Origin of the sequence: Phaeobacter sp. HF9A, assembly GCF_011806385.1 — a bacterium.
Classification (GTDB): Bacteria; Pseudomonadota; Alphaproteobacteria; order Rhodobacterales; family Rhodobacteraceae; genus Epibacterium.
Genome location: NZ_JAATOX010000022.1, coordinates 1 through 13,576, shown reverse-complemented (window position 1 = coordinate 13,576; position 13,576 = coordinate 1). Strand labels below are relative to the sequence as shown.

Annotated in this window: 14 protein-coding genes and 2 pseudogenes; 7 read left to right on the top strand and 9 right to left on the bottom strand. The window is 60.7% G+C overall.

What is annotated here, in order from left to right; translation table 11 throughout:
- Positions 1–11 precede the first annotated feature (11 nt).
- The 4 genes from HCZ87_RS06240 to HCZ87_RS06225 all read right to left on the bottom strand — a co-directional run bounded on the left by HCZ87_RS06240 (position 12) and on the right by HCZ87_RS06225 (position 4,325).
- Positions 12–929 carry a sugar ABC transporter substrate-binding protein gene (locus HCZ87_RS06240; protein ID WP_167642914.1) on the bottom strand — a complete coding sequence of 306 codons (918 nt, stop codon included), beginning with the start codon at positions 927–929 and terminating at the stop codon, positions 12–14.
- A gap of 23 nt (positions 930–952) precedes the next feature.
- Entirely contained in the window at positions 953–2,455 is a 1,503-nt protein-coding gene (locus HCZ87_RS06235; protein WP_167642913.1) for an FGGY-family carbohydrate kinase, read from the bottom strand.
- Positions 2,448–3,224, bottom strand: a complete 777-nt coding sequence (locus tag HCZ87_RS06230; RefSeq protein ID WP_167642912.1) for a tryptophan synthase subunit alpha — start codon at positions 3,222–3,224, stop codon at positions 2,448–2,450. Before HCZ87_RS06230 ends, HCZ87_RS06235 begins: the two co-directional genes overlap by 8 nt.
- A 141-nt stretch (positions 3,225–3,365) precedes the next feature.
- Positions 3,366–4,325 (bottom strand): AraC family transcriptional regulator, encoded by a 960-nt coding sequence (locus HCZ87_RS06225; RefSeq protein WP_167642911.1) that lies wholly within the window; start codon positions 4,323–4,325, stop codon positions 3,366–3,368.
- 257 nt (positions 4,326–4,582) lie between these two features.
- Here HCZ87_RS06225 and HCZ87_RS06220 point away from each other — a divergent pair.
- A protein-coding gene (locus HCZ87_RS06220) for an IS3 family transposase (protein WP_167642910.1) occupies positions 4,583–5,711 on the top strand; the annotation gives its coding sequence in 2 pieces (ribosomal slippage) (positions 4,583–4,827 and positions 4,826–5,711; 1,131 coding nt in all).
- Positions 5,712–5,750: 39 nt separating this feature from the next.
- Here the strand turns inward: HCZ87_RS06220 and HCZ87_RS06215 are convergent.
- Positions 5,751–5,998: pseudogene (locus HCZ87_RS06215) on the bottom strand (transposase); the annotation flags it as partial.
- 102 nt (positions 5,999–6,100) lie between these two features.
- Between HCZ87_RS06215 and HCZ87_RS06210 the strand changes: the two are divergent.
- Positions 6,101–6,937 carry a LuxR C-terminal-related transcriptional regulator gene (locus tag HCZ87_RS06210; RefSeq protein WP_167642909.1) on the top strand — a complete coding sequence of 279 codons (837 nt, stop codon included), beginning with the start codon at positions 6,101–6,103 and terminating at the stop codon, positions 6,935–6,937.
- Between the two features lie 15 nt (positions 6,938–6,952).
- Here HCZ87_RS06210 and HCZ87_RS06205 read toward each other — a convergent pair whose 3' ends face one another.
- The 3 genes and pseudogenes from HCZ87_RS06205 to HCZ87_RS20960 form a co-directional block, all read right to left on the bottom strand.
- Entirely contained in the window at positions 6,953–8,245 is a 1,293-nt protein-coding gene (locus tag HCZ87_RS06205) for an aspartate aminotransferase family protein (RefSeq protein ID WP_167642908.1), read from the bottom strand.
- Positions 8,246–8,249: 4 nt separating this feature from the next.
- Positions 8,250–9,329 (bottom strand): phosphotransferase, encoded by a 1,080-nt coding sequence (locus HCZ87_RS06200; protein ID WP_167642907.1) that lies wholly within the window; start codon positions 9,327–9,329, stop codon positions 8,250–8,252.
- Positions 9,330–9,469: 140 nt separating this feature from the next.
- Positions 9,470–9,565: pseudogene (locus HCZ87_RS20960) on the bottom strand (IS5/IS1182 family transposase); the annotation flags it as partial.
- 299 nt (positions 9,566–9,864) lie between these two features.
- Between HCZ87_RS20960 and HCZ87_RS06195 the strand changes: the two are divergent.
- The 5 genes from HCZ87_RS06195 to HCZ87_RS06175 all read left to right on the top strand — a co-directional run bounded on the left by HCZ87_RS06195 (position 9,865) and on the right by HCZ87_RS06175 (position 13,194).
- Positions 9,865–10,215, top strand: a complete 351-nt coding sequence (locus HCZ87_RS06195) for a hypothetical protein (protein ID WP_167642906.1) — start codon at positions 9,865–9,867, stop codon at positions 10,213–10,215.
- 117 nt (positions 10,216–10,332) lie between these two features.
- Positions 10,333–11,325 (top strand): DUF1775 domain-containing protein, encoded by a 993-nt coding sequence (locus tag HCZ87_RS06190; protein ID WP_167642905.1) that lies wholly within the window; start codon positions 10,333–10,335, stop codon positions 11,323–11,325.
- A gap of 8 nt (positions 11,326–11,333) precedes the next feature.
- Positions 11,334–11,930, top strand: a complete 597-nt coding sequence (locus HCZ87_RS06185; RefSeq protein WP_167642904.1) for an SCO family protein — start codon at positions 11,334–11,336, stop codon at positions 11,928–11,930.
- 16 nt (positions 11,931–11,946) lie between these two features.
- Positions 11,947–12,330: a hypothetical protein gene (locus tag HCZ87_RS06180; RefSeq protein ID WP_167642903.1), complete on the top strand. Its 384-nt coding sequence runs from the start codon at positions 11,947–11,949 to the stop codon at positions 12,328–12,330.
- A gap of 111 nt (positions 12,331–12,441) precedes the next feature.
- Complete coding sequence (locus HCZ87_RS06175) at positions 12,442–13,194, top strand: Crp/Fnr family transcriptional regulator (RefSeq protein ID WP_167642902.1); 753 nt, start codon at positions 12,442–12,444, stop codon at positions 13,192–13,194.
- 185 nt (positions 13,195–13,379) lie between these two features.
- Here HCZ87_RS06175 and HCZ87_RS06170 read toward each other — a convergent pair.
- A partial coding sequence (locus HCZ87_RS06170; RefSeq protein WP_167642901.1) for an iron chelate uptake ABC transporter family permease subunit occupies positions 13,380–13,576 on the bottom strand: 197 nt, incomplete at its 5' end.

Below are 13,576 nucleotides of genomic sequence, written 5' to 3'. Positions count from 1 at the left end.
CTCCGTGTGTGTCATTCGCAGCTGACCCCAAGGCTGTCTGCGGTGATCGGCACGGCCGGAACAAAAATCTCGTCACTGTCCGGGCTTTCACCGTTCAGGATCTTTTCAAGCTGCTCCACACCGATCTTGGCCATGCCCGGAAAATCCTGGCGCAGTGTCAAAGCATAGTGCGTGCAGGACGCGATCATATCGACGGCCTGTTCATTGCCATCGATCCCCATGATGATTGCATCCGAGTCCGGCGCTTCGGATTCGAACGCCAGTTCCGCACCAATACCCGGATCATCAAAGGCCGCCCAGACACCGTCGATCTCATCGCCATACTGGCGCAGGATGTTTTCCATGGCCACGCGCCCGTCATCGACCGGCCCCGGCACCTGCACGAAATGCTCCGCAATCACGTTGATATCGGGGTAGTTTTCCAAAGTCGCATCCAGCCCGAGTTCCCGCTGGTGCACGCCGGGGTGGGCGGAGTGAAAGAATTTGACGATATTGCCCTTGCCGCTCAGCGCAGTGAACAGCGCCTCGGACAATTGCACCCCGAGATCGAAATTGTTCGAGGTGACATTGACCGCCACATTTTCTGCCTTTACCCCGTCCAGAGACACCACTGGGATGCCAGCCTCCGCCGCCATGGCGACCTGATCGGCCACCAGTTCGGCCGAGGTGGACACCAGCACGATCGCATCGGCGCCCGCGTTCACAGTATCTTCCATCCGGGATGCAAGCTGGCCAAAATCGTTGCGAGTGTCGATCACGGTCACATCCCAGCCAAGGGCTTCGCCCTCAGCTTTGAATGCCTGCACCATATCGTTGGTCGGAATGGAGCTCATATAGGGCGTCACGACGTTCACATCCGTGGCCAGAGCCGGCAGACTGGTGCTCGCCAAAAGCGTCAGCGCAGTCAAAGACAGTTTCAGGTTGGTCATCACAAGTATCCTCATCTGTTGCGTTAGGACGGCATCTTTTCGCGATGCTCTTTGCTGTTAAAAAGGGCAATGGGTTCAAGCGCCTCCATGGCGCGCAGATAGGCGTCGAACATCGCATCATAGCGCGGCTTCTGCGCCGGATCAGGTTCGAACACGGCTTCGACTTGGGTCATCTTGGGTACCGCGCTCTTGATGTCGGGGAAGGCCCCCAGGCCGACCGCCGCCATGATTGCCGCCCCAAGACAGCCGACGTCCCCATATTCGAAACGATGCAGCGGAATGCCGAGCGCATCTGCGCGAATCTGGCTCCACAGATCCGAGCGGGCGCCACCTCCGCCATAGAGCAGATACTCCGGACGGCAGCCTGCGGCCTCGGTCAGCGCCTCAAAGAGATGCCGGGCCGACATGGCGACCCCTTCCAGCACGGCAAGCGCGAACTCCGGCCCCGCCGTGCGGCTGTCCAAACCGATGAAAGAGCCGCGAATGTTCGAATTCCAGATCGGCGCGCGTTCGCCCTCAAGTTGCGGCAGGAACAGGACATTGCTATTGGCGCGGTCTACCTGCTGGGCCATCTCGACCAGCTCTACCGGCGACTTCCCGACCGTTTCCCCCCACCAACGCAGGCTGTCCGCCCCGCTTTGCGTGGGTCCTGCGTTCACCACCAGATCCTCGACGGTGGCAAAGGTCACGATCCCTGGCGCCCCGATGCGCGCAGCCCCGACCACCGCCAGAATTTCACTGGTGCCGCTGACATACATGCCCTGCCCCGGCGCAAAGACGCCACAGCCGAACAGATTGCCCCAAGCGTCCATCGTGCCCGTCACCACGGGAACCAACCGGCCGCAGCTGCCCAATGACATCTCGCCGACAATATCGGTGAAAAAGCGCAGGGCAGGCAGGCGCTCTGCCGCGCCCGGCATTAACTGCAACAGCGGCTCGATATAAGCCAGATCCAGCCCCACCTGACCAAAGGCGGAAATCGGATCGGTGACCGCCTGCCCGGTGAGTTTAAGCAGGCAATAATCCTTCGGTGATAACACATAGCGCGTGCGCGCCCAGAGGTCGGGATGGTTGTCCGCCATCCATTGCATCTTGGCCATCACATGACTGGCCCCGATGGGCATATCCGCCCCCCACCAGGCCAGTTTATCTTCGGCTGAAATACGCGCGTTCAGAGCATCCGCCTGAGGGGCTGCGCGTACATCCTGCCAAGTGATGGCGGGAAACAGCGGCGCACCCTCGGCATCCACGAAAACCTCGGTGTTGACCTGACTGCACATGCCGACGGCAGCGACACGCGCCGGATCCCGCCCCTTGAGCAAGGCGTCGATCGCATCGTACACCCCATTTAGCCAATGTTGCGGGTCCTGTTCGACCAGCCCCGGGCGGGGGCGTTGTGTGGGATAGCTGCGGCTCCAGTGATCCACCACGGTGCCATCCACTCCAAAGAGACCCGCCTTGACGGCAGTGGAGCCGATGTCAAAGCCAATCACCCATGTCTCTTCTGCACATGACTCTTCAGGCATCGAGACCTCCTCGCAAATCTTTCAACAGCGCGGCCAGGCAGCGCGCGCCTTGCAGCGCCGCGCGCAGCACCTGTGAGCCAACAATGACGCCATCCGCCCCTAGTGCCCGCGCAGCCTTGGCCTGCGTGCCATTTGAAATTCCAAAACCCAACAGGATCGGCGCGCTGACACCCCCGGCGCGCAGGTGATCAATGCGCCCCCGGTTGTCGGGATCAAGCGACGTTCGCGGGCCCGTCAACCCAGCGCCCGCCTGCAGCATGACATAGAAGGACGCCGCACGGCTCGCTGTCAGAGCCGCGTCACCCAAAGGCAGGCCAATGAATTCGGAAGGGGCCACACCGGCGGCAACGGCCTGCGCCCGCAAACCCTGAGCCAGAGGATCGCCCGGCTGCGCGACGATCAGGCAACTGTCCAGTCCCTGCCAGAACCCAGGCGCCTCATGAGCCGGATGATCGGCATCCGCATAACACATCAATAGGGCTTTCGGCGCATTGCGATGGCGGGCCAGACGTTCCAGAACCGCCTCCAGATCCCGCTGCGCGCGCGCTCGGTCGGCCCGTGCCATCGAAGCACGTACATCGGCGCCATCCATGAACGGGTACGAGGAGGCCAGTCCAATCTCCAGCACATCAACCCCCTGCTCCGCATAGACGTCGATCATCTCTACCGGCACCTCTGGATCGCCGAGCGGGAAGTAGCAGCTCAACAGCGCGTTTCCATCTTGACGTTTCAGTGGGCTGTCCACAAAGGACGCAGGGGAGGCGCGCATCGTATTCCTTTCTGTGTCCGCAACAAACGGACATGTCTGTGCGATGGCTCATACAGACCGAAGCCTTCATGCTCCGGTCAAGGCGTCCTGCGCTGCGCGCGCGACATTTCTGCAGGATGCGGATAAAACGCCGATGAGGCGTTACGATTTTAGGCCAATGGCCTGCCGGCGGTCTTCGAGCGGTCTCAGACCGAAGCTCTTTTTATACTGTGCCGAAAAGCGCCCCTGATGCGCCATGCCCACGCGCCGGGCCACATCGGCAAGCGACAGATCTCCAGCCCGGACAAGCACGCGAGCGTGCTCCATGCGAATCCGCATCAGGACCTCATAGGGCGGTTTCTGGTAATAGCGCTGGAACCCATCATAAAGCGCGCGCTCAGACACGCCGATGTCATCGGCAAGGTCTGCCACGGACAGCGGGCCCGCAAAGCGATCCTGCATAATGTCCATCGCCCGGCGCACGTGGCGCGGCGTCGCATGCAACCGCTGCGGCACGGGTGATCCGTTCCGAAAATAGGGCAGATTCGCCACCAGAAGCGACACCACAGCGTCAATCTGTTTCTGAAAGCTGTCTGTGAGCTGCGCGTCAAACGCGTCGGAGGTCGCCGCCAGCCGCTGCATGGACTGCAACAGGGCGCGCCCATGTTCTGACCGCAGATCGATCACCGGATCGAAAACGATATCGTCGGCGACCCGGCGACGGGCTCGCTGTTCAAAGGCGGCCTCAATCGCGCCCCGGCTGATCTGCAACATCCATTGATAGGTGTCCTGGCGCCAGCGTGATCGGAACCATTGCCCGGGCGACAGACACAATGCATGTCCCGGCGCAGACCGGGCCTGCTGCTGACCGATTTCAATATCGACACCACCGCGCAACGGCATTTCGAACATATAGAAATCTTCGAGGCCCTTGGCCTGCACTTCGATTTCGGCCCCGTAACTGAGCGTGTTGAAGGCGTTCGCTCCCAAGGCTGCGGCAGAATGGGTAAACTGCACGGCACGGGTGCCGCAAGGCACCAACTGGTGGCGGCAGAATGATTGCGTAAGATGCGCTTGGGCGTCTTCGAAACGCCCGCTGGTAAAGGTTAGAATGCCCGCCATGGCTCCCCATTGGACAGGTATACAGCACAGATCGTGCCCCTGCGTAGCGCGATTATGACGTGGCGCGGGCGCGTTGCAAGCCTGACGTGATGCCCGCCTTGGTCACTCCGGCAGGCTTATCAGAATAGACGCAATGCAGAGGCAGAGTTGATCTTGCCAGCAGATCCGCTTGATGCCTTGGCCTCAATCCTGTCTGGACCTGTCGCGGTTTGATGCCGCTCCTTTGATAGCATTTACTGCAACAAAGGAGACTGACTATGGGATTGAAACGGACGGACGAATTCCGCCAGGATGCGGTGCGTATCGCGCTGACCAGTGGGCTAAAGCGTAAGCAGGTGGTTGATGATTTGGGTGTCGGGATGTCGACGCTGAACAAATGGATCACAGCGCACCGAGATACAGATGTGGTTTCGAAAGAGGATTTGAGCCTCACCCAAGAGAACGACCGGCTCCGGCGCGTGACCCGCATTCTCAAGGAGGAGAGGGAGATCTTAAAAAAGCAACGCAGTTCTTCGCGGGCCAAAAGCCATGAGGTTCAGGTTCATTGAAGAACACGCGGGGACTTTCGAAATGGCGCGTCTTTGCAAGGTCATGGATGTCAGCTCACGTGGTTTGCGTGCATTCCGCAATGGCCGGGCCAGTCGCAGACAGCGGTCTGATTTGGTCACGCTGGCCCACATCAAGGAGAAGTCCCGTCTCAGTCTGGGCAGTTATGGCCGACCACGCATGACCGAAGAACTGAAAGAGATCGGCTTGGATGTCGGTCACCGTCGTGTCGGACGTTTGATGCGTCGGAACGGCATATCTGTTGTAAGAACGCGCAAACACACGGTCACAACCGACAGCGATCACAAGTTCAACATTGCACCGAACCTGTTGGATCGCGACTTCAACGCCGACAAGACCGATCAGAAATGGGCTGGCGATATCAGCTCTGTCTGGACACGCGAGGGGTGGCTTTATCTCGCAGTGATCCTGGACCTGCATTCCCGTCGTGTCATTGGATGGGCTGAAAGCAACCGGATGAAACGTGACCTGGCGATCCGGGCGTTGAAAATGGCAATCGCGTTCCGACAACCACCAAAGGACTGCAGTCATCACACGGATCGCGGGTCGCAATATTGTTCGCACGACGACCAGAAGATCCTGCGCCAGAACGGGTTCAAGGTGTCGATGAGCGGCAAGGGGAACTGCTATGACAACGCGGCTGTCGAAACCTTCTTCAAAACCATCAAGTCAGAACTGATCTGGCGGCATTCATGGGACACACGGCGGAAGGCAGAGATGGCGATCTTCGAATACATGCACGGGTTCTACAATCCGCGCCGCCGACACGCAGCACTAGGCTGGAAAAGCCCGGTCGCTTTTGAACGGAAGGTGGCTTAAACGAGCACTTGGAACGGCACAACAGCGTGACAGGTCCACATCGGCCTGGCGCAGCTCGCGAACCTCACTTTCCAGTGCCTTGATCCGGTCTCGTTCTTCGGTTGTCACGCCGTCGCATATGCCGCTGTCTTTTTCGGCCTGCTTGCCCCATCCGCTCAAGATTTGAGGAATACAGCCGATCTTGGGTGCAATGGCCGCTATCGCGCCCGCCTGAGTTTCGTAGGAGCCTTGATGCTCGAACATCGGACCGCGCGAGTGCGGACCTCAGGAGAGTAGCGATTTGACATCTTGCTTTTTTGTCATGGCCATCATCCTTACTTAAGTTGATGGGCTCCGACAGACCCGGGGGCGATTCAGACAACACCCATTCGATGGGAGAGGAGTTTGGTATGGAAAGCGAAATTCCGCCCCACATGTCCGAGCTGATGGAGCTTTTGCCGAACGACGCCCTTTCTCGGCTCGTCGAAGAGCTGGCCATGCTCGGCGCGCAGGCGGGCAACTTGGACTTTCCACAGAAGGTCGCGGACTGGGTGCGCCGATGGGTTCCAACGCAGTCGATCTCACTCTTCGAGTTCGAAGAAGGGATGCAGCCGCGAACGCTCTATGCCCATTCATTACACCACGATCCGAACATGGTGGAATACAGCAACGGGATTTACCTGCTCGACCCGATGTACAGTCTGTTTGCGGAAGAGCGGTACTTTGGCACGGTTTTGCTCGACCTGACGGGCAATGAGACCCGCGAGATGCCAGAGACCTTTGCCCGATACTGGATCAAGGTGTCGGCCAGTCATGAAATCGGCACCTTGATGGAAGTTACGCCCGACCGCTGTGTGCACCTGTCGATCTATGTGTCTCTCGGGGACCGCATTCAGGAGGCAGTGAATTTCGTTAAACTCGTGCATCCGGTTCTGACCACTGCGTTTCGCAGACATCTGCGCCCGCAGGTTGCGCCCGACACCTCGGCCGAGGTGGCGCGGCGACGGGTGCATGAAGCCATCTCGACGGTGATGAGTGAATTTGGCGCAGGTGTGCTGACCGAGCGCGAGCGGGAAATTTCCCGCCTGCTGCTCAAGGGGCATTCGTCGAAATCCATTGCGCGGCTACTGGATATTGCGCCGGGGACGGCGGCGATCCATCGGTCAAACATCTACCGCAAGCTCGGTGTGGTCGGACAGGGCGAGATGTTCTCGATGTTCATCGCTAGGCTGATCGACGGCAAATAGCGCCCGGTCTGGGCGCTAAAGTGTCAACAGGGCGCGATCTAGTGTCTCGACAAGTAAATCCACGTGCTCTTTGGCAAAGACGAGCGGCGGGCGAATTTTCATGATGTTGCCCTCGGTACCGATACGCGACACCAAGACGCCGTTGTCCTTCATCCACTCGACCGCCGTCAGGCAGGCGTCGCCATCAGGGGTCTTGTCTGCCTTGTCGCGCACGAACTCCAGCGCGATGAAGAATCCCTTGCCACGCAGATCCCCGATGATCGGGTGTTTGTCTGCGATGACGCGCAGCCGTGTCATCAGATAGTCGGAGGTCTCTTTGACGTGGCTCAACAGGTTTTCCTGTTCGACAATCCGAAGCACCGCTTTGCCTACTTCGGCAGACACCGGGTTTCCTGCGAAGGTGTTGAAATACTCGCCGCCTTTGTCGACGTAGGCTTTCATGATGTCGGGGGTTGTGGCGGTTACGGCCAAAGGGTGACCGTCGCCCATTGGCTTTCCCATCGTGATGATGTCGGGCACCACGCCGCTGTCCATCACGCCCCAATAGTGATCGCCCAGCCGGCATAGGCCCGATTGGACCTCGTCCGCGATGATCAGGCCGCCCGCCGCGCGCACCTGTGCAAAGAGCTCCCGCTGATAAGAGGGCGGCGGGGCAAAAATCCCCGGCCCATCATAGATCGAGTCGATCAATAGGGCGGCCACTCCATGTCCGCGCGCCTGAAGTTTGCCGATGGCGGTTTTGATCTGATCTTTGTGATGGGCGAGAAAGGCGGCCGGATCGTCCGCGCCGGGTCCACGATAGGTGTCTGGGACGTCGATTTCATAGACGTAGTCGGGGCAAGGCTCCGGCCTGATCGCGGGGGACAACTCGCGCACCAAGGTCGTGGCCCCGTGGTAGGTGTCTTTCAGTATGATCAGTCCGGTATTGCCCGTGACCTTGCGGGCAATCTGACAGGCCAGATCATTGGCTTCGGACCCGGTGCACACGATGTTCGACACCGAAATATCGCCGGGCATAATGTCGGCCAGCATCTCTGCATACTCCACCACCGACGCGTGCAAGTAGCGTGTATGCGTGTTCAGGCGCTGCGCCTGAGTGTGCAGCGCCTCGACCACGGCGGGATGACAATGGCCGACGGAGGCCACATTGTTGTAGCAATCGAGGTATTTGCGGCCGTCGTCGTCCCACATCCACACACCTTCACCGCGCACCAGATGCACCGGATCACGATAGAAATGGGCATAGGCCGGGCCGAGCGCCTTGCGTCTGCGCTCAAGAAGCGTCTGGTTTGCCTGAGTCAGGGCCATAGGGTCACTCCGTCTGGCTGACCGCATCCATGATGCGGCGGATAAAGTCTTGGGGGTCCATTTCGAGCTGACGTTCGAGCGCGCGGATGGACCGGGGCAATTCGGTCTGCTCCAAAGCTTCGGCTTCGGAGAGGTCATGTCGGATGCGGAAGGTCAGTAGTTCTACGGTCAGGATCAGGCGCGCAAGGATCGCGTCATGCAGATAGGGCAGCTGATCGAGCGGAATGGGATGGGCTTTTGCAAAACCGCCCAGGAGCGCGACGCTGATGCCAACAGGGTCGGCCCCGTGTTCGATCAAGCTGGCGAGCGGTGTGGCCAAATCCTGAAGGATCGGTCCGGCGATCATATCGCCAAAGTCGATCAAACCGCAGACCTCGTCAGCATTGTCGCGCGCAATCAGAACGTTGCCAGAATGGCTATCGTAGTGGATCACCGCGTGGGGCATGTCGCGCATGGCTGGCAAGCTGACGCGAGCCAAGCGGTCGATCACCGGGGCGCAGGCGTGCTGCAAATGGTCGGGCAGATAGGCATCTGCAAGCTGAGGCGACTCCAAAAGCCCGTTCAATGTGTTCCACGGCATAAATTTGGTGGCCGCCGGATGCGAAAAGCCGGCGAAGGCGTGGTTTATCTGGCCGAGCACCTGGCCAAGGCTCTGAGCCAGTTGCTCCGTGACATGCCCGGACAGGCTCAAGGGCGTACCAGGAACGTAGCTGAGCAGGCGAACAACATGGGTTTCGCCCTCGTGAACGACCTTAACAGTCATTTCACCGGTCTGGCTGGGGATCATCCGGGGGATCGGCAGATCCGGGTCGCGCTGTGCGAGGTGAAGCAACGATTCGATCTGAAAGTCGATCAACGCAGGATCTTCCGCCGGACTGGCAACTTTGAGCAGATACTCCGTGTCATCCTTCGTGCGGACACGAAGGTTCTGGTCACGCTCTCCCGAAAGACGCTTGAACATGCCGTCGATCCCGTAGTCCCGCAAGAGTGTCTCTTGAAGCACAGGCAAAGGCAGGTCGGGCGGCACGAACAGCAGGTCGTCGGTGGACAATGTGCCAAGGGGTGATGTGGTTGGGCGTTGCATACGCTCAAGGAACCCGGTCCGCCCGTGGAATTCTATATTGAATATTGTATAGAACCGGCGACCTCCATGCGCCCTCCTGAGCGGGCGTTAGGTCATGTTGACAAATGGCGTATCCACAGGCGGATGAACGTGATGTCGACAAAGCCGAGATAGTCGGAGGTTTGCCCAGCGTAGATCTCGGTCCTCATCGGCAGCCCGGCGGCATTGCATAGGAGGTGGATCTTAGTCGAGAAACCATCGGTATCAACGTTGATCGCTCCACTGTATATTACTGGGTCCAGAAATTTGGACCTGTATTGACCAATCAAACCGAGAAGCATCTACGCAAAGCAAGTGTCGATTGGCATGTCGATGAAACCTAACATCCGAATGGGTGGCAAGTGGCGAAACAATCGGGTCGAGAGTGATCCTGAGCCTGGATAGATTAACGCAACAGTCCCGGCCCTGCCCCCCTCTCGGTGTCGAGAAAACAGGTCGCAGGCCACGGCGTTAAATCTGCTGGCCTTTGCGCGCGGCTGCGGTATAGGGTCAGGCCATGATCCAGGGGTTGCGCCAAAATCTGATCTTCTGCCTCGCGGCAACGCTGCTGTTTGTCGCCAGCGTGTTTTCTGCTGCGGCCATGGCGCCCGAGCGTGAAGATGCGGTGCGTGCCGAGATCCTGCACATGGGCTTTCGAGCGGATGACCTTTGCGCCGACGGACATGGCGCGCATGATCACGCCTGTCCCTTCTGTACATTGTTGCCAGAGGCCGACATTCCCCGCCTGCCCGACGTCGCGCTCGCCTTGGTGCCTTATATGCTTTGGCGGCGGGCTGATGACCTCTATCGGGCGTCACAGGCGCGCGACTATGCGCGCTCGCCCCGCGCGCCTCCCGTTCTGATCTGATCGCCGCCCTCTGCCCCGTTAAACGGAGAGGGTCTTTCATCCAGATTTCGCGGCGCATCCCGCCGCCAGATAGCGCAGGCTGCGGTGCGTCCGCGCGCGCTGACGTGGAGCATACTCATGAAACATTTCGCACTTGCCGGCGCCTTTGCGCTCTTGGCCGGATCCGCTTTCGCCCATAGCACCCTCGAGCAGAAAGAAGCCGCTGCGGGCAGCACCACCAAGATCACCCTGCGCGTTCCGCATGGCTGCAACGGAGAGGCCACCCACACCGTGCGCCTGACCCTGCCTGACGGGTTTTATGCCGCAAAACCAATGCCCAAGGCGGGTTGGGAGCTGAGCACCGCCAAGGGCGCCTACGCCACGCCCTACAACAATCACGGCACCGAGATGACCGAGGGCCTGCGCGAGGTGACCTGGTCCGGCGGTCATCTGGAAAGCGACTGGTATGATGAATTCACCGTGCGCGGCACCTTTGGCGCAGAGATCGCGCCCGGCACGGTGATGTACTTCCCGGCTCTTCAAACCTGTGCCAATGGGGTCGCGGATTGGACGGATGTCTCCGGCGCCCATAACGTTGCCAACCCCGCGCCGAAAATCACCATCGTTGCAGGCGATATGGCGCATGGTCACGGGCACGGACAGGGGAACGGGCATGACCACGGATCAGATCACAGCTCTGCCGCGCCTGTCACGCTCGGCCCGCTCGAAATCACCGGCGCCTTTTCCCGCGCGACCCTGCCCAATGCGCCCGTTGCCGGCGGCTTCATGACCATCACCAACACCGGCGAGTCCGCTGACCGGTTGGTCAGTGCCCGCACCGATGTCTCAGACCACATGGAAGTCCACGAGATGGCGATGAATGGTGACGTCATGCAGATGCGGGAGCTGGCGGACGGGCTGGAGATCCCGGCAGGCGAGACAGTGACACTGAAACCCGGCAGCTTTCATCTGATGTTCATGGGGCTCAAGGCGCCGCTCGTCGAAGGGGAAACCGTCATGGTGACACTGACATTCGAGCACGCCGGTGAGGTCTCGTTGCCGCTCAGCATCGGTGCGATCAACGCCAAGACGCCTGCGCATCACGGCGATCACGGCCACGCGTCGAACTGAGGTACACCATGACCACCCGACACAAATATATGGTGATCGGGGGGCTTTGGGGGCTGGTTCTGCTGGCCCTCATCCCCTTTGCCTGGAACCGCTGGGGCGCTGCCGGGCTGAACCAGAGCCTCGCCAACAGCATCGGCCCGGGCGACTATCACCTGACCACCACCTCTGGCGCGCCTTTCACCGAGGACACGCTGAAGGGGTCGCCTTCGGCCGTGTTCTTCGGCTTCACCCATTGCCCGGAGGTCTGCCCGACCACCCTCGGCGATATTGCGACGTTTCAGGACGAACTCGGCCCCGACGCGCAGCTCCGCGTGTTCTTTGTCACTGTGGACCCGGAGCGCGACAAGCTGGAACAGCTCCGCGACTATGTGACCTGGGCACCGGGCGTCGAAGGCGTGTCTGGCAGCCGGGAGGAGATCGACAAGGCAATCCGCGCCTTCCGTATCTTTGCACGCAAGGTCCCGCTGAAGGACGGCGGCTATACCATGGATCACTCGGCCAATATCCTGCTGTTTGATCGCAAGGGCCGTTTCTTTGAACCGATCGGCTATCAGGAAGCCACCGACCGCGTGCTGGAGAAAATCCGCCGCCTCAACAACATCTGATACGGACGGCCCGTCGATGCGCCATGCCCACCTGACCCTGCGGCTGTTGCTGCTGGTCGCGCTCCTGTTTGCAGGCACCGTGCCTGCGGGCATGATGCCTGTGTCCGCAGCCGATGGCGACGGCATGCGCCTGGTGCTTTGCACAGACGAGGGCCCGCGCGAGGTCTGGCTCGCGGCGGATGGCACCGTCACTGAGGCCACGGACAGCGAGGACGATGGCCACAGATCCTACCATTGCGTGCAGGTCAGCCTCTTTACACCGGATTGGGCGCTCCCGGACCCTGAACCGCTCGCCACGCTGCTGCGGCCTGCCGAGCGGCGCGCGCACCGGCATCAGGTTGCATGCGCCCTGCGCCTCTCCCGCGGCCATCCCTGCCGCGCACCACCCGTCTCTGCCTAAGGACGTTTCCCTGACGCAGAGACGGGCGGGGGCCACCTTCCCCAACCGTCTCCCGAACGACTGACCCCGGCTGCGCAAAATGCAGATCGGCCCCTTTCGGAGATCTTATCCATGACCCTTCACACCGCCTTCCCCTGGGGCGCGGAGGCCCTTGTGCCGCCCCCTTTACCCGAGGCTCCCGAGGCTGCCTGCTGGAAATCACACGCTCTGTTTCGAGGTTTGACAGAGGAGGAGAGGACGCTCGTCACCCGCTATTTCACCGCCGAGACGCTTGTCGCAGGCGAGGTGCTAAGACCGATAGACCGCAACCAAGGCCATGTCGGGATCGTCCTGACGGGTGCGCTGCGCGAAGACGCCAACCGCAGCCAATGCGAAACCGATCTGCTGGGCGTGGTCTTTGGCGGTGGGCTTTTGTGCCCCACCGGCCCACGTCTGCCGCAGCTTACCGAGACGGCACTCTGTGATACCCAGGTCTGGATCTGTCCGCAGGACGACTTCGCGCTACTCGCGGACCAGATCCCTCGCCTCGTTACCAACCTCGTAACCGAGACCCAAAATCGGCTGAGCGAGGCAATCGCGCTCTATCAGCTGCGCGGAAGCCAGACCGCGCTGGCGCGGGTCGCGGGCCTGATCGCCCATTTTGCCGCGCGTCAGGGCCAGCCTGAGGTCGTCGCGCTTCATCTCAGCCGACAAGACCTTGGCGCGCTGGCAGCCCTTACGCCTGAAACTGTCTCTCGCAAGATCAAGGCGCTGGAGCGAGCCGACATCCTGTCCCTGGTCGCGCCGAGCCGCCTGGTGATCCGCGATTCCAGGCGGCTTTTGGCCGCAACCTGGGCCAATGGGCCCCGAGCGCGCGCCGCCTGAGGTGCTCTCTATGATGCTGGCCGATCCGATCTTGGCGCTGATCTCCCTCGGGCGCGGTCGCAAACCGCAAGCCGCCTGATACCGGTCCCTGGCTCGAAAGGGCCGGGGATTTCGCGGGACTGTCACGAAACAGACGCCAGAGCCGTCGTCACCCGCACGGCACGCGGCGTTTGTGACCGCGGGTTTCAGATTGCTGATCGTCGTCGCCCGAGCAGCCAGACAAAGAACATGCCGCCAACCAGGCCCGTGATAATCCCGATGGGCATATCCTCAGGGGCCAGAACCGTCCGGGCCGCCATGTCGGCCCAAAGAAGGAAGATCGCCCCGATCATTGCCGACGCGGGGAGCACGCGGCGGTAATCTCCACCGACGAGCATGCGGG

Excerpts from the sequence above, each read along its gene's own strand:
- HCZ87_RS06180 (WP_167642903.1), top strand. The coding sequence starts at position 11,947 with ATGCGCCATGCCCACCTGACCCTGCGGCTGTTGCTGCTGGTCGCGCTC.
- HCZ87_RS06175 (WP_167642902.1), top strand. The coding sequence starts at position 12,442 with ATGACCCTTCACACCGCCTTCCCCTGGGGCGCGGAGGCCCTTGTGCCG.
- HCZ87_RS06200 (WP_167642907.1), bottom strand. The coding sequence starts at position 9,329 with ATGCAACGCCCAACCACATCACCCCTTGGCACATTGTCCACCGACGAC.
- HCZ87_RS06190 (WP_167642905.1), top strand. The coding sequence starts at position 10,333 with ATGAAACATTTCGCACTTGCCGGCGCCTTTGCGCTCTTGGCCGGATCC.
- HCZ87_RS06210 (WP_167642909.1), top strand. The coding sequence starts at position 6,101 with ATGGAAAGCGAAATTCCGCCCCACATGTCCGAGCTGATGGAGCTTTTG.
- HCZ87_RS06185 (WP_167642904.1), top strand. The coding sequence starts at position 11,334 with ATGACCACCCGACACAAATATATGGTGATCGGGGGGCTTTGGGGGCTG.
- HCZ87_RS06235 (WP_167642913.1), bottom strand. The coding sequence starts at position 2,455 with ATGCCTGAAGAGTCATGTGCAGAAGAGACATGGGTGATTGGCTTTGAC.
- HCZ87_RS06230 (WP_167642912.1), bottom strand. The coding sequence starts at position 3,224 with ATGCGCGCCTCCCCTGCGTCCTTTGTGGACAGCCCACTGAAACGTCAA.
- HCZ87_RS06195 (WP_167642906.1), top strand. The coding sequence starts at position 9,865 with ATGATCCAGGGGTTGCGCCAAAATCTGATCTTCTGCCTCGCGGCAACG.
- HCZ87_RS06225 (WP_167642911.1), bottom strand. The coding sequence starts at position 4,325 with ATGGCGGGCATTCTAACCTTTACCAGCGGGCGTTTCGAAGACGCCCAA.
- HCZ87_RS06205 (WP_167642908.1), bottom strand. The coding sequence starts at position 8,245 with ATGGCCCTGACTCAGGCAAACCAGACGCTTCTTGAGCGCAGACGCAAG.
- HCZ87_RS06240 (WP_167642914.1), bottom strand. The coding sequence starts at position 929 with ATGACCAACCTGAAACTGTCTTTGACTGCGCTGACGCTTTTGGCGAGC.